Genomic DNA, 22,699 nt, shown 5'->3' with positions numbered 1-22,699 from the left:
GTCACGCCCGATGGACAGCCGCCGCCCCCCGCTCGCGCCCGCGTACCGGACTCTCCCCGAGTACGTGCGGCACTGGGCCGAAGTCACCCCGGACCGCCGGGCGTTCACGTTCGTCGACCATCCCGCCCCCAACTCCCGTGGCGTGCACCGCACTCTGACCTGGCAGCGCCTGGATCTGCGGGTGCGGGCACTGGCCGCACGGATCGCCGAGCACGCCGAACCCGGAGCGCGGGTCGCCCTGTTGTGCCCGCAGGGCACGGACTACATCACCGGCTTCCTGGCGGCGCTGACGGCCGGGACGGTCGCCGTACCGCTGTATCCGCCCGGACTGCCGGGTCAAGGTGACCGCCTGGTAGGGGTGTTGGGCGACGCGCGCCCGTCCGTCGTGGTGACCACCGGTCGCGCTCTGCCCGAGGTCACGGACTTCTGCGAGCGTGCGCAGGTCACAGTCCTCGCGGCGGACCAGGTACCGGACTCCGCCGCCCTCAACTGGCAGGCGCCTGAGCCGGATTCGGCCGCGACCGCCTACCTCCAGTACACCTCCGGCTCGACCCGCGCTCCGGCCGGTGTGGAGATCACGCACGGGAACGTAGTCGCCAACGCCCGCCAGGCGCTTGCCGCTTACGGTGCCGACGCGCATCCGATGACCTGCGTGGGGTGGCTGCCGCTCTACCACGACATGGGGCTGGTGCTGAGCGTCGCGGCGCCGGTCGTACGGGGTCTGCTGTCGGTGCTCATGGACCCGGCCGCGTTCCTGCACGAACCAGCGCGCTGGCTACGGCTGTTGGCCGCGCATCCGCAGGCGCTGAGTGCCGCGCCCAACTTCGCCTACGACTACTGCGCCTCCGCCGTCACCGGGGCGCAGAAGGAGGGGCTGCGGCTGGACGGGGTCGCCGCGCTGATCAACGGCAGCGAACCCGTCCGGCCCGGCACCGCCGACCGTTTCCAGGCCGCGTTCGCCGCGCAGGGGCTCGCGGCGGAGGTGCACTGTCCGTCGTACGGGCTCGCCGAGGCCACGGTCTTCGTCAGCGCGGCCCGGCCCGGCCGCCCGCTCGGCCGCTTCGCCCTCGACCGCGACGCGCTCGCCGCCGGGAAGGCCCTGCCCGCACGGCCCGAGGACCCGCGAGCCGTGCTACTGGCCGCCTGCGGAACGCCAGTTGGGCAGCGGGTGCGCATCGTCGATCCGGTCGCCCACGCCGTGCTGGCCGAGGGAGAGGTCGGGGAGATCTGGGTGCAGGGTCCCAACGTGGGGCGCGGCTACTGGAACAACTCCGCGCAGACCGAGCGCGTCTTCGGCGCCACGCTCGGCGAGGAGGCTCCGGGCAGCTGGCTGCGCACCGGGGACCTCGGGACCGTGCTGGAAGGGCAGTTGATCGTCACCGGCCGGCTCAAGGACCTCATCGTCGTCGACGGCCGCAACCACTATCCGCAGGACGTGGAGGCCACCGCCCAGGACGCCCATCACGCCGTACGACGCGACCGGCTCGCCGCGTTCGGCGTGCCGGGCGGCGCGGGTGGCGCGGGCGAGCGGGTGGTGGTCGTCGCCGAGCACGCTCGTACGGCCAGCCTCGCCGACATCGACGTACCGGCCCTGACGCAGGCCGTACGCGCGGCCGTCTCCGCCCGGCACGGGCTACGGCTCACCGACGTCGTCCTCGTCGCACCCGGCACGGTCCCCCGCACCTCCAGCGGCAAGGTGTCCCGGGCGCTGACCCGCACCCGCTATCTGGAGGGCGCCTACGCGGCGGAGACCGCCGTATGACGACCGCCGACACGAGAGCGCTGCTCCGCCGCCGCATCGCGGAACGGGTCGCCGAGTGGAACAACACCCCAGTGGACGACGTCCCGTTGGACCGACCGCTGGCCGAGCTCGGCATGTCCTCGCGGGACGCGGTCGTGCTGGCGGGCGAGTTGTCCTCGCTGACGGGCCACGAGTTGCCGGCGACCCTGCTGTGGGAGGCGCCGACCGTGGACGCGCTGGTGAAGCGGGTGTGCGGTTCGGCTCCGCGAACTGCCGTACAGGCGGCTCCTGTTGCCGCGACCCCGGGCGAGCCCGTGGCGGTCATCGGCGTCGGCTGCCGACTGCCGGGCGGGGTGCGCGGACCGGCTGACTACTGGCAACTGCTGCTCGACGGTGTCGACGCGATCAGCCGCGCCCCCGAGGACAGATGGGCCGACTTCACAGCGTTCCCGCCGCCCGAAACGCCGTTGTACGGCGGCTACTTGGATGACATCGCGGGGTTCGACGCGGACTTCTTCCGCATCACCCCGCGCGAGGCCGCGGTGATGGACCCCCAGCAACGCATCCTCCTGGAGGTCGTCCGCGAGACCCTCGACCACGCAGCCGTGCCCGCACCTTCCTTGGCGGGTACGGCCACCGGCATCTACGTCGGCGTCTCGGCCCCGGAGTACGGACAGCTCACCGGCGCCGACGCGAACGCCGTCGACCCGTGGGCCCCGGCGGGCGCGGCACTCAGCGTGACGGCGGGCCGACTGGCGTACGTGCTGGACACCCATGGCCCCAACATGGCGGTGGACACGGCCTGTTCGTCCTCGCTCGTCGCCGTGCACCAGGCGTGCGTCAGCCTCCGCACCGGCGAGACCGACACGGCGATCGCCGCCGGAGTCAACGTCCTCCTCTCCCCCGTCGTCGGCGTCGCCTTCGAACGAGCGGGCGCCCTAGCCCCGGACGGCCGCTGCAAGCCCTTCTCCACGGCGGCCGACGGCATCGGACGCGGTGAGGGCTGCGCGGCGGTCCTGCTGAAGCGGCTGTCCGACGCGGAACGGGACGGTGACCGCGTCCTCGCGGTGATCCGCGCGACCGCCGTCAACTCCGACGGGCGCTCCAACGGGCTGCTCGCCCCCAACCCCACTGCCCAACAAGCCCTGTTGACCACCGCGTATGCCCGGGCCGGACTCACCCCGGCCCACATCGACTACGTTGAGGCGCACGGCACCGGCACCCCGCTCGGCGACCCGATCGAGGCGGGCGCCCTCGGCGCGGTGCTGGGCGCGGACCGTGACCCCGAACAGCCGTTGCTGCTCGGCTCGGTGAAGGGGAACCTCGGTCATCTCGAATCCGCGGCGGGCGTCACCGGCCTGGTGAAGACGGTCCTCGCCCTCCACCACGACCTGGTCCCGCCCTCGCTGCATGGCACCTCCCTCGACGACGCACGGCTGCGCGTCGTCACCGAGCCCGAACCATGGCCCCGTTACGGCGGAACGGCCACCGCAGGCATCTCGGGCTTCGGGTTCGGCGGCACCAACGCCCATGCGGTGGTGGAGGAATGGCGGCCCACCGTGGTCCGGGGCGAGGAGCCGGCCGCCCGCCTTCACCTCCTCTCCGACATCGACACCGAGCGGATCCGCGACACCGCGTCCCGTCTCGCCGCGTGGCTTCGCACGCCCGAAGGGAGCGCCGTCCGTCCGGCCGACGTGGCGCGCACACTCGCCGGGCGAGTCGGGCGCGGGCCTGTACGCGCTGCGGTCGTCGCGCGCGACGGGGGTGAACTGGCCGATGCGCTGGGCGTGTTGGCGCAGGGTGCCAGCCCGGATGCGCGGGTGGTGACCGGTGACCGTGATCTCGTAGGACGGGGTCCGGTGTGGGTGTTCTCGGGATACGGCAGCCAGTGGACCGGCATGGGGCGCCAACTGCTCCTGGAGGAACCGGCTTTCTCCGCCGCCGTGGAGAAGCTGGACGCGCAGGTGGCTGACGTGTTCGGCTTCTCCCTGCACGAACACCTGGTCTCCGCCGGGGATCTCGACCGGCTGGATGTCGCGCAACCCGTGCTGTTCGGCGTCCAGTTGGCACTCGCCGAGCTGTGGCGGTCCTACGGCGTGGAGCCGGTCGCCGTGATCGGTCACTCCCTGGGCGAGGTGGCCGCCGCCGTCTGCGCGGGCGCGCTGGATGTGGCGGACGCGGCCCGGGTCGTCGCCGTACGGGCTCGGTTACTCGCTGGACTTCAGGGTGGCGCGATGGCCGTCGTAGACCTGGATGACGGTGAACTAACCTCCCTGGAGCGGGACTTCCCGGGTGTGCATGTCGCCGTCCATTCCTCGCCCCGGCAGAAAGTCGTCACCGGTGACGAGATGGCGGTCGCCCGGCTGGTGCGCGCGCTGGAGGAGCGCGGGCGGGCCGCCCGGGTCATGCGGGTCGTCGGCGCCGGGCACTCACCTCAGGTGGACCCGCTGTTGCCGGAACTGATCGAGGTCATCGGGGACATCAAGGGTCGGCCGCCACGCATCCCCGTCTACTCCACGGTCCTCGAAGACCCGCGCTGCGCCTGCCAGTTCGACGCCGACCACTGGGCCGCCAACCTGCGTCGGCCGGTACGCCTGGACCGTGCCCTCGCTGCCGCAGTGGCGGATGGCCACACCGCCTTCGTGGAGATCTCGCCGCATCCGGTCCTGGCCAGATCCATCGCCGACAACGTGCCCGGCGCCCTCACCGTCGGGACGTTGCGGCGCGACGCGGATGGATCCGCCGCGTTCCTGAAGGAGTTGGGGGCCTTGTACGCGGCGGGACTGGACCTCCCACTGCCGGGCGGCCGGGTCATCGACCTCCCGGCACCGCGCTGGCGGCACGTCCGGTACTGGTGGACCGACGGCCGAACTCCCGTCGCCGTAGCGCCTTCCGCCCATCGCTGGGCCGAGCCGGAACCGGCCGCAGGGGGCTCGGTGACCGCCCGCGTCAGCCACCACATCGCTTCTGTCACCGGCCACCCGGCGTCCCGCATCACCCCGGCCACGGCGCTGTCGGACCTCGGCCTTGACTCCCTCATGGCCGTCCGCATCCGCACCGCCCTGCAACACGGCTTCGGTGTCGAACTGCACCTGCGCGATTTGTTCGACGCTGTCACGGTCGCCGAAGTGGCGGACCGAATAGGTCAGTTGACCGACTCGCCGTCCCCTCTCCCTCCCCTCTTCCTCTTCCACGCCGCCGGTGGGACCACCGACGTCTACCGCGCGCTCGGCGAACGCCTCGGCGAGGACCGGCCGGTGCACGGACTGGACCGGATCGAGGACGCCCACACCGTCTCCGAGAAGGCTCGCCGCTACGCCGAGGCGATCACCACCGCTCATCCCAACGGGCCGTGTGTGCTTGTCGGTTGGTCCTTCGGCGGATTCGTGGCGCAGGAGACCGCGCGCCAACTCACCGCCGCCGGGCGGGACGTCGAACTCGTCGTGCTCATCGACTCCGTACGGCCTCTCCCCCGACCCGACAGCGTGCGCACACAGCTCACGGGCTTCGCCCAGCACATCGCCGACACCTACGGCGTCCAACTCCCCCTGCCCTACGACGAACTCGTGGCGTTGGACGACGACCACGAGCGCATCGACCTCGTGCTGCGCACCCTGCGCGGGGTGGTGAAGGTGCCGTCCGCCGCGTTGGAGCACCAGCGTGCCTCGTACCTCGATCTGCGGATCGGCGAGGCGCATCGACCGGGCCGGTACGAGGGGCGGGTGGTGCTGTACCGGGCCACCGAACCGGCGCCGCACACCGTGCGTGACCCGGCGTACGAACGGGACGACGACGCGCTCGGCTGGGACGAGGTGTGCCCGCGGCTGACGGTCGTACCGGTGGCGGGGCACCACCTGTCGCTGCTCGACCCGCCGTACGTCGACGAGATCGCCGCCCATCTGCGGCGGGTGCTCACCTCGCCGGAGGGACCCGCCGAACCAGCCTGAGGAGCCGCCATGCCGCACCACCCCAGTGGTATATCCCGACGCGCCGTCACGAGGGCAACCGCAGCCACGGGACTGGCCGTTCTGTTCGGTGCCACGGCCGCCGCGGGCCGGGCCCGGGCCGCGACGCAGGTCTCGGCGCGGACGTTCGACGTGTCCGTGTCCTCGCCCGCGCTGGGCCGCAGCGCGCCGGTGCGGGTGATCCTGCCGTCGGGCTTCGCCGCGCAGCCCGGGCGGACGTATCCCGTGCTGTATCTGCTGCACGGGGCGCACGACGACTACACGTCCTGGACGCGGGAGACGGACATCGAGGCCTTCACCGAGGGCCGCGATCTGATCGTGGCGATGCCGGACGCGGGGCCGACCGGCATCCCGAGCGCGTGGCGGGACGGTCCCGACTACGAGACCTTCCAACTCACCGAGGTTCCGGCGCTGTTGGCCCGCGACTACCGGGCGTCCGGGGTGCGGGCCGTCGCCGGGGTGTCCACCGGGGGCTATGGCGCGATGGCGCACGCGGCCCGTCACCCGGGCGCGTTCACCGCCGCAGCCTCGTACAGCGGCATCCTCGACACCACGGCCCCCGGGGTGCCCTCGCTGGTGGACGCCATCGTGGCCCGCGAGAACCTGGCGCCGCGCTCCCTGTGGGGCAATCCCCTGCTGGACCTGCTGACTTGGCAGGCCGCCAATCCGCGCGCCCGGGCCGGCGGGCTGCGCGGGACACCCTTGTACGTGTCCAACGGCAGTGGTGTGGCCGGGGGTTCGGGCGACTGGCTGCCCGAGGCGCTGGAGAGTCTGCTGTGGCCCTCCGCGCACAGTTTCACCGGCGTGCTCGCCCTGCTCGGCATACCGGTGATCACGCACTTCTACTCGGGGGGAGGTCACAGCTGGGCCTACTGGAAAGGGGAGTTCACCACCTCGTGGCCGATGCTCGCCGGTGCGCTGGGGCTGCCGGAGTGATGTCGGTGCAGCCGGGGCACGGAACGGAGCGCAGGGGACGACCGTCCAACACGGGACGTCCCCCTCGCCCCACGGGCAACAGTCCGTGGGCGAGCCGCCTCCGGGGGAAAGGAGTGTCCGTCGTGGCTGTCCCCACCCCGCGCGGAGTACCCACCGAGCCCGGAACCGCTCTGGTTCCGCCCGACCTGGCCGAGCTGCTGCGCGCCCAACTCCCCGCCGTCTCCGACGAGGTGGAGGACGTGGTGCGCAGACAGGTCCCCGAGTACGCGCGGCCGGCCGACGGGACATACCGCGAGAACCTCAGATCCGGGGTGGTGCAGGCGCTCACCCTGTTCGTCGACCACATCGCGGACCCGCACGGCCAGAACGCCGCGATGGCGGCGGCGTACTACGAGGAACTCGGCCGCGGCGAGGCCCTGGAGGGCCGCAGCCTGGAGGCGCTGCAGTCGGCGATCCGCGTCGGCGGGCTGCACGCGTGGCGGCTGATGGGCCGCACGGCGGAGGAACTCGGCCTGGATTCGGCGGTGGTGGCCGCGCTGGGAGAGCTGGCGTTCCGGACCGTGCACGAGGTCGCGGAGGCGGCCGCCGCCGGATACGCGGAGGCGCAGTCGCGCAGCACGGACGAGGTGGAGCGGCGGCGCCGACGGCTGCTCGAACTCCTGCTGGGCGAGGGGCCGGTGGCCCCGGAGGCGTTGCAGGACCTGGCGCACGGGGCGCGCTGGCGGGTGCCGTCACGGGTCGCCGTCATCGCGCTGGCGGGTCCGGCGGACCCGCGCGCGGAGGACCGGCCGCCGGCGATGCCGGGCGCGCTGGCGGACATGGAGTCGCGTCCGCCGCGCGTGCTGGTGCCGGACCCGGAGGGTTACGGCCGGTTCGGCGGGCGGTCGTTCGTCCTCGGCCTGGGCGGCCGTCCGGCGGCGATCGGGCCTACGGTCCCGGTCGTCGAGGCCGCGCGGTCCTTGCGCTGGGCCACGCGGGCGCTGGGGCTGATGGGGCGCGGGGTGCTGCCCCGGCAGGGCGTGGTGCTGTGCGCCGACCATCTGTCGACGCTGTTGCTGCACAGCGACGAACCGCTGCTCGCCCAGCTGGAGTTACGGGCTCTGGCGCCGCTCGACGCCGCGTCCGAGGGTCAACGCCCGCGGCTGGCCGAGACGTTGCTCGCCTGGCTGCTCAGCGGCAGCAACGTCCCCGATGTCGCCGCCCGGCTCCACATCCACCCGCAGACGGTCCGCTATCGCCTGCGTCAGTTGGAGAAACTCTTCGGCGCGTCCCTGCACGACCCCGGCACCCGTCTCGATCTGATCCTCGCGCTGCGTTCGGCGGCATTGCGGGACGGTGACCGTGACGCACGAGGTGACCGCGACTCACGAGCCGACAAAAACAGAGAGAGTTTCTGAATTCCCGTCCATAACACCGGGTACGGGAACGCGAATACCTTCGGGACAGTCCTTTCCACAGGCGCTTCACGCGCCCCACCCTCAAAGGATTCCCATGCGTATTCGCTTATGCCTCGCCGCGCTCTCGCTGGCCGGCGGGGCCGGGCTCGCCACCCTCTCCGCACCCACCGCGACGGCCGCCACCTGCTCCGACCTCGACGTCGTGGCAGCTCGCGGCACCTTCGAGCCGGGCGCCCTCGGCCTGATCGTCGGCGACCCGGTGTTCTCCGCGCTCCAGAAGAAAATCACCGGAAAGACGCTCTCCAGCTATGCGGTGAACTATCCCGCCGACCTTTCCCTGACGTCCGCCGCGACGGGAAACGCCGATGTGGTGAACCACGTCGACGCACAAGCCGCCGCATGTCCGAATCAGCGTTTCATTCTCGTCGGCTATTCGCAGGGCGCGAACGTCGTCGACAACTCCATCGGAATCAGCAGCGACGGCGCGGTGGTCGGCAGCCCGATCGTGGCGACCATCCCCGCCGCGCTGGCACCGCGAGTCGCCGCGGTCCTGCTGTTCGGCAACCCGATCCGGGCCCTCGGCAAGAGCGTCACCGGCACGTACCAGAGCCGCACCATCGACTTCTGCGCCAACGGTGACCCGATCTGCCAGAACGGCGGAACCGACGTCCTCGCGCACCTCGGCTACACCTCCGACGCGGACGCGGCGGCCACGTTCGCCGCGGGCAAGGTCTGAGCCGTAGCAACGCACTGATGAGGACCGGGAGTTGATCCTCCCGGTCCTCATCATGTTCGGGAACAGCTGTGCGGGGACGGCTACTTGGGCGAGGCCGCGAAGGCCGCGAGGCTGCTGGAGACGACCTCGGGGCGGCCGTTGTTCTGGACGGGCGCGGCGGTCAGGACGTCGAGGTGCTGGTAGCCGGGGGCGATCACGGGGTGCAGGCCGGCCGGGATGTGACCGGCGAGCAGACCGTCGCCCGCGAGGACGGTGAGCGTCGGGTTGGCCGTCAACCCGCCCGGGTGGACGAGGAGTTGCTTCACCTGGGGTGAGGTGGCCAGCTCGATGTCGGTGACGAGCTTGGTCGGGAAGTACTGCTCGGTGAAGTCCAGCGGCTGCTCCCCCATGCTGCGGGCCAGCTCGTGGATGTCGGTGACCTCCTTGGAGGCGTTGGTGAACGGGGTGCCGTCGGCCGACCGGTACCCGGGGTCGTCGGCGGCGCCGACACGGTCGTAATCGCGCCAGGTGTAGAGCGGCCTGTGCGGCACCGCCGGGATGGCCTTGTACTCGACGCCGAAGAGCTGCGACTGGTCCGAACTGCCGTTGGTGGCAGGGAAGTTCTTGTCGACGATCGGGCCGCCGTCGAAGAAACCGACGCTGCTCTGCAGGAAGGCGAGGGGTACGGAGTTGTCGTCCATCAGCGACCCGAGCACGGCGTCGTTCGTGAGCCGGAAGTCCTTCACCGCGGGTGAGCCGGTGAGGAAGGTGGCGGCGTCCTTGGAGAACAGGAAGCGGTTCGTGGCCTCGATGTTGACGTTGGAGGGGAGGTAGGACGGCAGGTCCGCCTCGGCGTCCGGGTTCTGTACGGCGCCCAGGCCGGCGATGGCGAGCAGGGTCATCGTCTCGGGGTTGAGCAGCACGGGCGCGGACAGCGAACGGGACAGCACGCCGCTGTCGAGCCCGGCCTGTACGACGGCGTAACCGAGCCCGATGTCAGGCAGGTTGGTGTCGTCGGGGATGCTGCCACTGAGGTCCCCGAGGTCCGTGGAGATCGTCGTGTCGAGGGCGAAGTAGCCCGCGCACTGGTTCTGCCCGGCGTCCGCCGTGGTGGCGGGGTTGCCGTCGAAGTCGGCCGCCGCGAAGTACCCGGTGATGACACCGCCGAGCGAGTGGCCGCCGCACAGCACCTTGCTCTTGCGTACTCCCTGATCGGGCAACTCGGCGACGAGGAGGTCGTATTCGTCGCGCACGGTCTGCTGGATGCCGAGCTTGGCCATCCAGCCGAGCTGGTCGTTGCCGACGAACCCGGCGAAGGTGCGGCTGCCGACGGACTTGCCCCGGTAGTAGTAGTCGACGGCCGTGTGCTGGTCGCCGGAGGCGATACCGGTGGGATCCTCAAGGCAGTTGGAGCGCCGGTCCAGGGCCCAGAACTCGATGTGCCGTCCCTGCGCGGCGGCTTGGGCGACCGTGTCGCGGGCGACGCTGTCGAAGGCACCGGCTCCTTCGAGGATGCCGGGCTGGGCCACGAGGATCCGGTCGGCGTCGGCGGAGGCGCTCGGGCCGTCGGCGGAGCGGTAGCGCAGATACGACAGCCAGTCGCACGCCGCCGGACGGGCGCCGAACGACTGCGGTAACGGCACTTTGACCCGCACCAGCGACTCGGTCACGCCGTCGGCGGGATGTGTCGACGCCACCGGGGTCTCGGTGCGGGCGCTCTCGCCCTGGGCCTGGGGAGCGGCGGCGGTGAGCGCGCCCGCGGTCAACAGCACCGCGAGCGCGGCACCGCGCCAGGTACGTCCTGTGCTTGTGGCTCCGCGCCACGTGCGTCCTTTGGTAGTGGCTCCGCGCCACGAACTTCCTTTGCTGCGACTCGTGTTCATGGCCGGACCGTAGGACGGCCGGGACCACGGGATCAGGCGGTGCTCACAAGAACGCAGCGCACGCCGGCGCCCTTGTCACCTGCTCGCAGAGAACCTCGCGGCGAGCGGGAGGGTCAGGCGTCCTTGATCGTCGCGGTGACGGGCGTGCCGGTCTCCACCGTGCGGCTGACCGTGCACAGCCGGTCGTGCGAGACGGTGACCGCCCGGGGCAGGATCGCGCGGGCCCGGTCGCCTGCCTCGCCCTCCGGGAAGGTCACGGCGAAGGTGACCGCGAGGTCGGTCATCCGGTTGCCGAGGTCGTCGCTGACCTTGTTGCCGGTCACCGTGACGGTGAACCCGTCCGGCTCCGCGTGCCGGGTGGTCGCCACATCGACGTCGGCCGCGGTGCAGCCCCCGATCGCGGCGAGCAGCAGTTCGACCGGGGTGAACTCGGTGCCGCCGCCGACGGCGGTACCGAAGTCGATCGTGCCGCCGCGGGCGTTGGTCGCGGTGAAGCGGCCGGGGGCGGTGCGGTCGACGGTGACGTGGCGCAGGGGGTTGTCGCTCATGGGGAGATCCTCGCAGAGCGCCCCGCCGAAGAGGTCCACCGGTGCGGGCAGGTCGTACGCGTGCCGCCCGCACCGGCCGGGTTCAGGAGACCTGGGAGGCGTCGACCAGGACGACCCGGTGGTTGTACTGGATCGTGTAGTACTTGGCCGCGCCGGTGACGTAGGTGTCGCCCGAGACGAAGAAGTCGTCGGCGCTGACCGGGGGTTGGGTGGCGACGTAGGCCTGGCCCGCCGGGAAGCCGTAGACGGTCAGGGGCTTCTGGGTGGACGGGGAGAGGCCGGACGGGTACTCCGACGCCTGCGGGTAGCCGGAGCCGTAGAGGGTCGCGGCCTGGTCGCCGGAGTGGAGGATCCTCGCGCCCTGCGCGGCGCAGGTGTTGAGGCCGTGGGGGTTGTAGAACCACACCTTCGCCCCGCTGAACCAGATGGCGGTCCAGTCGCCGTCGACGTCGGCCACCACGAACTGCTGGCCGGCCTGGACGGTGCTGCCCCAGTCGTGGATCGAGTCGGTGCCCTCGGTCGCGCCGGGGTGGATGGCCGGGTCGGCGAACAGGGGCGCGTCCGCGCTCGGACCGGTGCGCACGGGAAGGAAGTTGGAGGGCGCGGTGCTCTCGGTGCACTCGGCGGTGGCGCCCGTGGGGTCGTCGGCCGGGCAGACCTGGACGGTCTGGTCGTTGGTCGCGAACCTGGGGCTGATGGTGACCGCCGAGCCCACCCTCGGGGCGTGCCGGGAGGCGCTCTGCGCGTGGTGCCCCTTGGCCGGGGCGACCATGTTCATGAACGCCGTCCAGTCCCAGTAGGGACCGGGGTCCCAGTGCATGCCCCGTACGTAACTGTCCTGCGGGCCGGGCACGTTGTCGTGGCCGATGATGTGCTCGTGGTCGAGCGGGATGTCGTACTTCGCGGCGAGGTACTTCACCAGGTCGGCCGTCGCCTGGTACTGCGCCTGCGAGTACCAGGTGGCGCCGTGCGCGGCGTAGCCCTCGTGCTCGATGCCGATCGAGTGCATGTTGAACCAGTAGTTGCCGGCGTGGAACGCGATGTCCTTGGTGTGCGTCATCTGCGTGACGGCCGCGTCCGAGGCCCGCATGACGTAGTGCGCCGAGTCGCCGGAGCCCACGGTCTGGAAGGTCTTGATGGCGGCGTCGTAGGACGACTCGGTGTCGTGCAGGACGATGTACTTGATCTGCACGCCGTCGTCCGGGCGGCCCGCGACCTGCCCGTTGGAGGCGGCCGCGGCGAGGAAGGTGCAGTCGACCGTGGCGGGGCACTCGGTGTCGGTGGCCGTCGCGGCGGTCTTCAGCTTCAGCTCGGACAGCTGTCGGGTCTCGGGCCGAATCGCTCGCTGCGCCGGGAGTTCGACGTGCTGTCCGTCGACGGTCGTCCGCGAGGCGCCCGAGGACACGGTCTTGAAGACGCGGTCGGCGAAGAGCTGCGCGGCCTTCTTGTCGGAGGACTGGCTGTACTTGGCCACCGCGCCGCACCAGTCGGCCGGGTCGGTGGAGCTCTTGCCCGTCAACTCCCTTTGGTACGAGGCGAGTAGGGCGGCACCGGCGCGGATGTTCTCGCGGTCGTCGGTGCGCAGTTTCGTCGCCGGGGTGTCGGTGAGCTTCGCCGCCGCGTCGAGGGTGTGCAGCGCCGGGTCCGACGTCAGCTCGGCGAGGTCACCGCGGCCCGCGGCGCCCGCCGCGCCCCCGGAGACCATCTTGGCGGTGACGTCCGTCAGGTTCATCGGGCCGTATCCGCCCGAGGTGTTGTAGTGCCCGTCGTGGTCGTCCCACTGCGACTCCTGGTACGACACGGCCAGGAGCACGGGCAGCGGTACGCCGAACTCCTCGGCCGCGTCGGTGAAGGAGGACTGCCGGTCGGCGCCCGGGGTCTGCGCGGCCTGTGCCGTCGACGGCAGAACGGCGAAACAGCCCGCGGCCACGGCACCGCCGGCCAGGATCGCGGCCAGCACCTTCCGGGGTGATCTTCTACGCGAGGATTGCTGCAAGGCTCTTCCCTTGTGTGTGTTGCCCTGATGCAGACGTGCGGGGCGACGCCTGCCCGAACCACTGTGCGGAAGTTTCCAGCATCACCCACCGGACTTCACAACTCCCCCAGCAGACAGGCGAGTCGGCGTCTTTCTCACTGACGTCGGCCGGTCCGGCCCGGTGCCGGGGGCAGACACATCACATCGCGCCCTTGTCATCCCCGTAAAGAAACATCAATACTTGCGGAGGAGGACTCTCCATTTCCCGTCCTCCACTTCCAGCCTTCCGAGCCCTACCCGGTCCAGGGCTGTTCCGGCCGGCGCTGTGCGGAACGAGGCGGTCATGCATCACGTGGTAGCCAAGCTCGACGCCCTCGACCCGGAGGCGGGCGCCGCCATCAGGGTCATCAGCCGGTTCGACGAACTCGTCGAAGGGCACGCGGGGTTGGGGCCCGTCCTGGCCGCGGTGGCGACGTTGAGCGGCTCACCGGCCCGGCTGGTCGACGAGCGGTTCGGCGTCGCCCTGCGCGCGGACCTGGACGGCCGGGTCGAGCGCGACGCCGGGCCGATCGATCCGCGGTGGATCGGCGCGCCCCTCATACCGGGCGGCCTGCCGGCGCTCTGGCTCGAACGGGTCGGCCGGCACTCGCTGATCGAGGCGATGGTTCTCGACCGGGCCGCGTTCGCCGCCCGCGAGGTGCTCCATCGCACCCGCGACGCGTCCGGCAGGAGTGCGGGCCCCTTCTCGGACGACCCGGCCGCGGTCGAGGTGCTGCTGGACAGCGGTGCGAGCGAGAGTGACCGCCTGTGTGCGGCTCGGCTGTTGCACCTGCCGGAGGGGGCCACCCTGCGGGCGGTGGCGGCGGCCGACGGTGCGGGACAGATCGTGGCCGCCGCCAGGAGCGACACGGACTGCACCGCCCGGGCGCGCCGGTGGGAAGGTCTCGGGCGGACGGGGATCGGACCCGCCGTTCCCCTGCTGGACCTCCCCCGGTCCTGGGACCTGGCCCGGACCGCGCTGCGCTTCGCCGCCGAGGACACCGACGAGGACCCGGGCCCCGGCATCGTCCTCTTCGAGGAACTCGGCACACTGGCCCTGCTCGCCGACGCCCTCGACCCGGCCTCACCGCCGGCCGACGTCCGCGCGCTGGAGAAGGCGGCCCGTTCCGGTCCGTGGGTGCTGCGCACGCTGGCCGAGTTCACCTCGCACACGAGCCTGCGGCTCGCGGCGGCGGCCCTGTACGTCCACCACTCGACGCTCAAGGGCCGGATCACCGCGATCGAGCAGGACCTGGGGTTCCCGGTCCACGACCCCCAGGGCCGGCTACGGCTGCAACTGGCCCTCGCCGCACGCCGGTTGCTGCTCCACCCGCCGGCTCCTAGCGCCGTACGACAGGCAGGACGATCCGGCTGGGGTACTCCGCTCCCCGGTGGATCCGGTTGACCGCGGTCACCATGTCGGCGAGGTGCTCCTGCGCGATGACCCCGCCGGTGTTGGAATTCCGGTCGTAGCGGGGGAAGTTGGAGCTGGAGATCTCCACCATGATCCGGTGCCCGGCCAGGAAGACGTTGGCGGTGGCGATGAGGTCGACCTCGATCTCGTACACCTCTCCGGGCGTCATCGGCCGCGGGGCGTCGAGCCCCTCCCGGTAGCGCGTGCGCAGGATGCCGTCGCACAGGACGATGGCCCGGCCGTCCGGGTGGACGTCGACCAGCTTCGCGGTGAAGTCCGTGTCCACGGCCGACGAGCTGACGAAGAGCCGCGCCGACACCGGACCCGTCACCTCCATGGGTTCCTCCAGCACCTCGGTGGTGAAGACCAGCACGTCGTCGCGGTCGTGGACCGGGCGCTGATCGGCGGGGCCGTCGTATCCCGTGAGGCTCATGAGGGTGCCGCCGAGGGAGGGCACCGGCCGGCGCGGGTCGTAGAGGTAGGTGTCGACGAAGTCGCCGGTCGGTTCGGCCGGCGACAGGCACCCGGCGCCCGCGGCGCTGTTCGCCGGGCCGTCGCCCTCCAGGTAGTAGGACCGGTAGTCGGTGTCGGGCAGCGGCCAGTCCGGCTCGTCCCGCCACTGGTCGATCCCCATGACGAACAGCCGCACCGGCGACCGGCGCTCCAGAGCGTCCGGCCGTCCCTTCAGCCAGCGGTCGAAGAAGGCGATCTGCTGCTCGCCCAGCGCCGCCGCGTCCATGCCGGCCGCCATGCCGAAGTCACGGTCGGGAAAGTAGCCGACGAACCCGACGAGCGAGTGGGACCACGGCCCGACGATCAGCCGCTGTCCCTCCCGCGCCTCCGCCGTGCCGGCCCCCGCCCTCATCTCCGTGAAGTCACGCAGCGTCTCCCCGATGAACAGGTCGTACCAGCCGCCGATGTGCAGCGCGGGCGTCGTGATCGAGGCGACCTGCTCGATCGCCGCCAGCTCCCGCCAGGCCTCGTCGCGGTCGGGGCGGCCGATCGCGACGTCGACCATCCAGGGCAGGTGGGCGGAGATCAGCGGCTGGTCGGCCACCAGGGTCGGGTCGTTACGCAGCGAGCGGTCCGCCGCCACCCGCGCCGCGAGGGCGGTGACATCCTCTACGTCGGCACGCCCCTGCGCGAGACCCCGCTGAGCCTCGCCCAGCGCCATCAGAGTGGCCCAGCCCAGCACGGTGTCCAGTGACAGCGCACCGCCCCGGGAACGCCAGGGCGTCGCGTAGAGGTCCGCCGACGCCATCATGGGAGCGATCGCCTTGAGCGCCGGGGGCTTGGCCGAGACGGCTCGCATCTGCACCATGCCCAGGTACGAGGGCCCGAACATGCCCACGCCGCCGTCGCACCACTCCTGCCCGGCCAGCCAGGCCACCGTGTCGGCGCCGTCGGAGGCGTCGTCCACGTGCGGCACGAAGACACCGTCGGACCCGTAGGTGCCCCGGCAGTCCTGGACGGCCACCGCGTAACCAGCGCGCAGCATCGCGTTGAGACTCGGCATGAGCGCGGTCCCCAGGCCCACCTTCTCCTTGTCGTACGGAGTACGGGTGAGCAGCACGGGGACCGGCTCGTCGGTCTCCGGTCGCCAGATGTTCGTCGACAACTCGGTGCCGTCCCGCATGGGGACCCGCACATCGAAAGAGGCTCCGTACTTCATCGCGCACCTGCCTGTCCCGGGGAAATCCGTCCTGCGATTGTGCGGCCGGACCGGGCGGGAACCGGTTAGCCGGATGGCGGGTATTCCCCGCCATCCGGCAGCGTTCCTCCCGCCTGGCCCGGCCGCACAATCAGGGCGAAAGCAGCCTCCACCAGCGCGCCCCACGAGAGGTGGTCATGAGTCCCGTCACGTCGAACGCCGGCTCCACCCGAGAACCCGTCGGTCCGCTGCCGCCTTTCGATCCCGGGCTGGCCGCCGTCGCGACGGCGTACGAGGATCAACTGGCCCAATTCGTGGAGGTGTTCCGCGCCGACGGCGTCGCAGCCGCGGTCGCGGCCATGCGCGAGGGCGCGGCGGCCGGGCTGGAACCAGTGGGCGACCTGAGCCGGAACGGCGCGCTCGCGGTGTCCGAACACGTGGTGCCAGGCCCGCCCGGCGCGCCGGATGTCGCGTTGCTGGTCTGTCTGCCGACCAGGGCGCGGGCGCCATACGGCGCGGTCTACCGCATCCACGGCGGCGGCATGATCGGCGGCGACCGGTACCTGAACATGCCCCTGTACGCAGGTATCGCCGAGGAGTTGGGACTCGCCGTGGTCTCGGTGGAGTACCGGCTCGCACCGGAGCATCCCCATCCCGCGCCGGTCGAGGACTGCTACGCCGGTCTCGCGTGGACGGTGGCGAACGCCGCCGGACTCGGCATCGACCCGGAGCGGATCGTCGTCATGGGTGAGAGCGCGGGCGCCAACCTGGCTGCGGCGACCGCCCTGTTGGCCAGGGACCGAGGCGAACCGGCCCTGTTCGGCCAGGTGTTGCTCGGCCCCATGCTGGACGACCGCGACGGCACGTGCTCGGCCCGGCAGATGGCCGGTACGGGACTCGGCGACACCGGTGTCATCGAACTGTGCTGGACCGCGTTCCTCGGTGCCGCGCGCGGTGGACCGGAGGTGTCTCCGTACGCCGCCCCCGCCCGGGCCGCCGAACTCTCCGGCCTCCCGCCCACGTTCATCGACGCCGGCTCGGCCGAGATCTTCCGCGACGAGGCCGTCGAGTACGCCCGGCGGATCTGGCGGGCGGGCGGCTCGGCCGAACTCCATGTCTGGCCCGGCGGTTTCCACTCGTTCCACATCATCGCGCCGCAGGCCCCGTTGTCGCGGGCCGCGAACCAGGCATCCGTCAGCTGGCTGCGCCGCCTGTTCGCCGTCTGACACAGCCCCTCCGCACCGGACCAGGAAAGGGAACCACCCATGACAGCCGAGATGTCCGAGCAGTCCCCCACGGCCGATTCCCGCACAACTGCCGGGACGGTGCGGGGCCGTTGGGAGCACGGCCTGGCCGTCTTCCGGGGAATTCCGTTCGCCGCGCCCCCGGTTGGCGAGGCGCGAGGCGTTCGCCTTCGGCTCGTGCGCACCGCAGGACTACGCCGTCTTCCGGGACCAAGTGGGCGCCCTGCCACCGCAGTCGACGGACGACGACTGGCTGACGCTCAACGTGTGGACACCAGCCCCCGACCGCGCGGCACCGCGCCCGGTGATGGTGTGGATCCACGGCGGGGCCTACAAACTGAGCTCGAGCAGCGACAGCGCCTACGACCCGCGGAGCATCGCCCGCGAGGGAGATCTGGTGGTGGTCAGCTGCAACTACCGGCTGGGCGTGGAGGGTTTCGCCGCGATCGAGGGCGCCCCGGCCAACCGCGGTCTGCTCGATCAGGTGGCCGCGCTGGAGTGGATGCGCGAGAACATCGCCGCGTTCGGCGGCGACCCCGGCCAGGTCACGGTGTTCGGTGAATCGGCCGGTGCCGGTTCGGTGGCCGCGCTGCTGGCGATGCCCTCGGCGGCCGGACTGTTCCACCGAGCCATCGCCCAGAGCGTCGGAGGCCCGTTCCTCTCCGCGGTCGAGCCGAACGACCTCGCGACGGCCGGCGAGGAGGCGACCGCGGGACAGCGCGAGCGCGTCGGCCGATGGGGTCAACTGGCCGACCATCCCAGCCTGTTCGGCCCGGTCGTCGACGGCGACGTGCTCCCCACCACCCCGTGGCAGGCCCTGGCCGCCGGCGCGGGGCGCGGTGTCGAGCTGATCGCCGGGCACACGCGCGACGAGTACCGGTCGTTCCTGCCTCCGGGGCCGGGTGCGGTCGACGAGCGGGAGGTCTCCCGCGCTCTCACCGTCTACGGCCCCGGCCCGGACGACGCTGTTGGCCAATCCCGTCAGCGGGCCCGGGCGACCCTGTACAGCCGAGAAAGCGTGACACTTTCGCGAGAAGTGTCACGCTTTCTCGGAAGGGTGCCCCGGCCGCACCGGATTCGCCAACAGCATCCCGGACGCCGGGACCGCCTACCGGTCCGCGTTCTCGCACACCTCCGCCGAACCGCTCTGGGTGCTGGTCCGCTCCGACTGGCTGTTCCGCATGCCCTCGCTCCGGCTGGCCGAGAGCCAGGCCGTCGGCGGCGGCCGGGCCCACGTCTACGACCTCACCTGGCCGCCTGCCACGGACTGGATCTCCCCCTGATCTTCGGCGACTTCACCACCGGTTTCGGCCAACTGCTGGGCGTCCCGACACCGGCCGAGGCTGGCCCGCGTTCGACACCGACCACCGGCTCACCCAGGTGTTCGGCGCACCGCCCACCGTCGCCGCGTAACCCGAGGAGACCTCGCGACGGCTCTGGCAGGACCATGAGTTCCCGCCACTGCCCCTGAGGGCCTGACCCGCGCGCGATTGAAACCGTTCAATTCCCTCGCATCCACCTCGCGCGCCTACCCCACCCGAGTCGATCGCGAAGTAGCCCTGTCACGAAAACAGTTGCACGACGATTGACCCCGGCCTCACCAGGATCTACGTTACCCACGCCTCTCATTTCTGAATCGATTCATCCCATTCCGTGCGAGTGAGGAGTCGTAGTGATCAGCAGGAGGAACATGCTCGCGGGCGCGATCGCCACGGTCGCGGCAGTGACCGTGGACAGCGTGCCGGCGATGGCCGCACCGGCATCCGGACAGGCGCAGGCGGAGACACAGGCACAGCGCGACGGGCTGCGCGTCACGGTGCCGACCGTGGAGTACGTCCAGCACCCGCTGGGGATCGACGCCCAACGCCCCCGGCTGAGCTGGCCGTTGGCGTCCGACACGGTGGACGCGCGCCAGAGCGCCTACCAGATCCGCGTCGCCACCACCGCGTCCCGTCTGTCCCTCCCGGACGTCTGGGACAGCGGGAAGGTCACGTCCGGCGAGTCCGTCCTGGTGTCCTACGGAGGTCCCGCTCTCAAGCCCCGTACGCGCTACCACTGGTCCGTCCGCGTGTGGGACGCCGACGGGCACATCTCCGGCTGGAGCGCGCCCTCGTGGTGGGAGACCGGACTGATGGATGCCGGGCAGTGGAGCGCCGGCTGGATCTCCGCACCGGCGAGCCTCGTGGACGCGCCGTCCTTCGAGGGCGCTTCCTGGATCTGGTTCCCCGAGGGTGATCCGACCAACAGCGTTCCGGCGGCCACCCGTTGGTTCCGCCATACCGCCCAACTGCCCGACGGAATCACGTCGGCCACGCTCGCCATCACCGCCGACAACGTATATGCCGTCTCCCTCAACGGTGTCGAGGTCGCCCACACCGACCTCGACACCGACAACGAGGACTGGAAACGCCCGGCGGTGATCGACGTGCTGGACCGCGTGCGGGCCGGTGACAACGTTATCGCCGTCGCCGCCACCAACGCGACGGTAGGCCCGGCGGGACTCGTCGCCACCCTTGTCGTCGGGACCGCCTCCGGTGAGCAGAAGGTGTTCACCGACGCCTCCTGGAAGACCACGGACCAGGAACCGGCCGACGGATGGCGGGAGTTGGGCTTCGACGACGGGGCCTGGCCTGCCGTCCGGGTGGCGGCGGCCTGGGGCGCCGGACCGTGGGGGCGGGTCGTCCCGGTGTCGTACGCCGTCACCCAACTGCGCCACGAATTCCGCCTGCCCCGCAGGAGGGTGGCCCGCGCCCGCTTGTACGCCACGGCGCTCGGCCTGTACGAGAGCCACCTCAACGGCAGCCGGGTGGGCCTCGACCAACTCGCCCCCGGCTGGACGGACTACCGCACCCGTGTCCAGTACCAGACGTACGACGTCACCGACCTCCTGCGGCCCGGCACCAACGCCCTCGGCGCGTATCTCGCACCCGGCTGGTACGCCGGCAACGTGGGCATGTTCGGACCCGGCCAGTACGGCCAAGTCCCGGCGCTCCTGGCGCAGTTGGAGGTGGAGTACGCGGACGGGTCGAGCGAGCGCATCGTGTCGGACGCCGACTGGCGGGCCGCCCCGGGGCCGATCGTCACCGCCGACCTCCTGAACGGCGAGACGTACGACGCCCGCAAGGAGACCCCTGGTTGGGCCTCGCCCGGCTTCGACGACACGGCGTGGCTCGGCGTGCGGGGCATGGGTGGCGTCGGCGACCTCGGCCCCGACCTGATCGTCGCGCAGGTCGACGGTCCGGTGCGGGTGGAGCGGGAGCTGACACCGAAGACCGTGACCCAACCCAAGCCCGGCGTCTACGTGTTGGACCTGGGCCAGAACATGGTCGGCTCGGTGCGGCTGCGCGTCTCGGGCGAGGCGGGCACGACCGTCCGGCTCAGACACGCCGAGGTGCTCAACCCCGACGGCACCGTCTACACCGCGAACCTGCGGACCGCGGCGGCGACCGACACGTACACCCTCAAGGGCGGCGGGAAGGAGGAGGTCTACGAGCCGCGCTTCACCTTCCACGGGTTCCGGTACGTGGAGGTGACCGGTTTCCCGGGCACTCCCACCGCCAGGGCCGTCACCGGCCGCGTGATGCATACGTCCGCCCCCTTCACCCTCGACTTCGAGACCGACGTACCGATGCTCAACCAGCTGCACCACAACATCACTTGGGGCCAGCGCGGAAACTTCCTCTCCGTCCCGACCGACACCCCCGCGCGCGACGAGCGCCTGGGCTGGACGGGAGACATCAACGTCTTCGCGCCCACGGCCGCGTACACGATGGAGTCGGCCCGCTTCCTGTCCAAGTGGCTCGTCGACCTCCGAGACTCCCGGACCGCGGAGGGCGCGTTCACGGACGTGGCGCCGATGGTCGGCACGGTCGGCAACGGAACGGCCGGCTGGGGCGACGCGGGTGTCACGGTCCCCTGGTCCCTCTACCAGGCGTACGGCGACCGCCAAGTCCTCGCGGACGCCTGGCCGTCCGTCCGGACCTGGCTGACGTACCTGGAGAAGAACAGCGACCAACTGCTGCGCCCTGACCAGGGATACGGCGACTGGCTGAATGTCGACGACGAGACTCCCAAGGACGTCATCGCCACCGCGTACTTCGCGCACAGCGCGGACCTCGCGGCGCGGATGGCCGGCGAACTGGGCGAGGACACCGCCCCGTACGTCGATCTCTTCGAGCGGATCCGGGCAGCCTTCCAGAACGCGTACGTCACCTCCGACGCCAAGGTGAAGGGCGATACGCAGACGGCGTACGTCCTGGCACTGTCGATGAACCTGCTGCCGGACGCGTCACGAAAGGCCGCGGCCGACCGCCTCGTCGCCCTGATCGAGGCCAAGGACTGGCACCTGTCGACGGGATTCCTCGGCACTCCCCGACTGCTCCCCGTCCTGACCGACACGGGCCACACCGACGTCGCCTACCGCCTCCTCCAACAGCGCTCGTTCCCCAGCTGGGGCTACCAGATCGACCGGGGCTCCACCACGATGTGGGAACGCTGGGACTCCATCAGGCCCGACGGCAGCTTCCAGGACGCGGGCATGAACTCCTTCAACCACTACGCCTACGGCTCGGTGGGGGAATGGATGTACACGAACATCGCCGGCATCTCGCCGGGCCGGCCCGGCTACCGCGAGATCGTCGTCCGCCCCCGCCCCGGCGGCACCGTCACCACCGCCGGCGCCACGTTCACCTCGGTCTACGGCCCCGTCTCCACCCGTTGGCGGCAGCGGTCCGGCCGCTTCGCGCTGACCTGCGCGGTGCCGCCCAACACGACCGCCGAGGTGTGGATCCCGGCGTCCTCCCCGGACGCGGTGACCCGCACCCACGGGACCTACCTGCGCCAGGAGGACGGCTGCGCGGTGTACCGGGTCGGCTCCGGCACCCACCGCTTCACCACCTGACCAAGGCGGCACGGCTGCCCGGAGCGGTCACCGGGCCGGGCAGCTCGGCCTGCGGCGGCGCGCCAAGAACGGAAGCAGCGTCGTTCAGGTTCTCGAGGTGGATGATGCCGTCGCCCATCCGGCGCGCGGGGCCGAGGCACGGGCGTCTTCCTACCTGTCCCGCTGATCGGCTCGGGTTCAACTGTGCGCGGCTCAGCGCCGGTTGACGGCTCGGCCTCGATGCCGTGTGGGGACAGTGGAGCGTCCCAGGCGCCGGGGGCCGTGAGGAACGCGGCGAAGGCGCACACGAGG

Annotated in this window: 12 protein-coding genes and 1 pseudogene; 9 read left to right on the top strand and 4 right to left on the bottom strand. The window is 71.5% G+C overall.

The features are described 5' to 3' along the window. Positions 1-10 precede the first annotated feature (10 nt). From OO69_RS00730 to OO69_RS00710, 5 genes are all read left to right on the top strand, one after another. A complete protein-coding gene (locus OO69_RS00730; protein WP_033278337.1) occupies positions 11-1,762 on the top strand; it encodes a fatty acyl-AMP ligase in 1,752 nt (583 codons plus the stop codon). After that, positions 1,759-5,688, top strand: coding sequence for a type I polyketide synthase (locus OO69_RS00725; protein ID WP_033278336.1), 3,930 nt, complete (start codon positions 1,759-1,761; stop codon positions 5,686-5,688). Before OO69_RS00730 ends, OO69_RS00725 begins: the two co-directional genes overlap by 4 nt. A gap of 9 nt (positions 5,689-5,697) precedes the next feature. Then, the gene (locus OO69_RS00720; RefSeq protein ID WP_033278335.1) at positions 5,698-6,642 is read left to right on the top strand and encodes an alpha/beta hydrolase; all 945 of its coding nucleotides are present in this window, start codon (positions 5,698-5,700) and stop codon (positions 6,640-6,642) included. A 122-nt stretch (positions 6,643-6,764) separates the two neighbouring features. Then, a complete protein-coding gene (locus OO69_RS00715; protein WP_033278334.1) occupies positions 6,765-8,039 on the top strand; it encodes a PucR family transcriptional regulator in 1,275 nt (424 codons plus the stop codon). 94 nt (positions 8,040-8,133) lie between these two features. After that, complete coding sequence (locus OO69_RS00710; RefSeq protein WP_033278333.1) at positions 8,134-8,775, top strand: cutinase family protein; 642 nt, start codon at positions 8,134-8,136, stop codon at positions 8,773-8,775. Positions 8,776-8,855: 80 nt separating this feature from the next. On the opposite strand, the gene OO69_RS00705 is transcribed toward OO69_RS00710, so the two are convergent. The 3 genes from OO69_RS00705 to OO69_RS00695 form a co-directional block, all read right to left on the bottom strand. Further along, positions 8,856-10,526: a hypothetical protein gene (locus OO69_RS00705; RefSeq protein WP_033278332.1), complete on the bottom strand. Its 1,671-nt coding sequence runs from the start codon at positions 10,524-10,526 to the stop codon at positions 8,856-8,858. A 224-nt stretch (positions 10,527-10,750) separates the two neighbouring features. Continuing rightward, positions 10,751-11,185, bottom strand: coding sequence for an OsmC family protein (locus tag OO69_RS00700; RefSeq protein ID WP_033278331.1), 435 nt, complete (start codon positions 11,183-11,185; stop codon positions 10,751-10,753). Positions 11,186-11,267: 82 nt separating this feature from the next. Further along, positions 11,268-13,181, bottom strand: coding sequence for an N-acetylmuramoyl-L-alanine amidase (locus OO69_RS00695; protein WP_033278330.1), 1,914 nt, complete (start codon positions 13,179-13,181; stop codon positions 11,268-11,270). 322 nt (positions 13,182-13,503) lie between these two features. Between OO69_RS00695 and OO69_RS00690 the strand changes: the two genes are divergently transcribed. Next, the gene (locus OO69_RS00690) at positions 13,504-14,604 is read left to right on the top strand and encodes a helix-turn-helix domain-containing protein (protein WP_063744399.1); all 1,101 of its coding nucleotides are present in this window, start codon (positions 13,504-13,506) and stop codon (positions 14,602-14,604) included. On the opposite strand, the gene OO69_RS00685 is transcribed toward OO69_RS00690, so the two are convergent. Then, positions 14,540-16,285, bottom strand: coding sequence for a CocE/NonD family hydrolase (locus OO69_RS00685; protein ID WP_033278329.1), 1,746 nt, complete (start codon positions 16,283-16,285; stop codon positions 14,540-14,542). The two genes, OO69_RS00690 and OO69_RS00685, sit on opposite strands and share 65 nt — an antisense overlap. A gap of 176 nt (positions 16,286-16,461) precedes the next feature. Here OO69_RS00685 and OO69_RS00680 point away from each other — a divergent pair, with 176 nt between their 5' ends. The 3 genes and pseudogenes from OO69_RS00680 (at position 16,462) to OO69_RS00670 (ending at position 22,408) form a co-directional block, all read left to right on the top strand. Beyond that, positions 16,462-17,490, top strand: a complete 1,029-nt coding sequence (locus tag OO69_RS00680; protein ID WP_033278328.1) for an alpha/beta hydrolase — start codon at positions 16,462-16,464, stop codon at positions 17,488-17,490. 39 nt (positions 17,491-17,529) lie between these two features. Then, a pseudogene (locus tag OO69_RS52350) lies at positions 17,530-18,472 on the top strand (carboxylesterase family protein); the annotation flags it as partial. A 708-nt stretch (positions 18,473-19,180) separates the two neighbouring features. Beyond that, a complete protein-coding gene (locus tag OO69_RS00670; RefSeq protein ID WP_033278327.1) occupies positions 19,181-22,408 on the top strand; it encodes an alpha-L-rhamnosidase in 3,228 nt (1,075 codons plus the stop codon). Positions 22,409-22,699 lie beyond the last annotated feature (291 nt).

Source organism: Streptomyces sp. NRRL F-525, from assembly GCF_000716605.1.
Taxonomy (GTDB): domain Bacteria; phylum Actinomycetota; class Actinomycetes; order Streptomycetales; family Streptomycetaceae; genus Streptomyces.
This window is presented reverse-complemented; position numbering and strand designations above follow the sequence as displayed.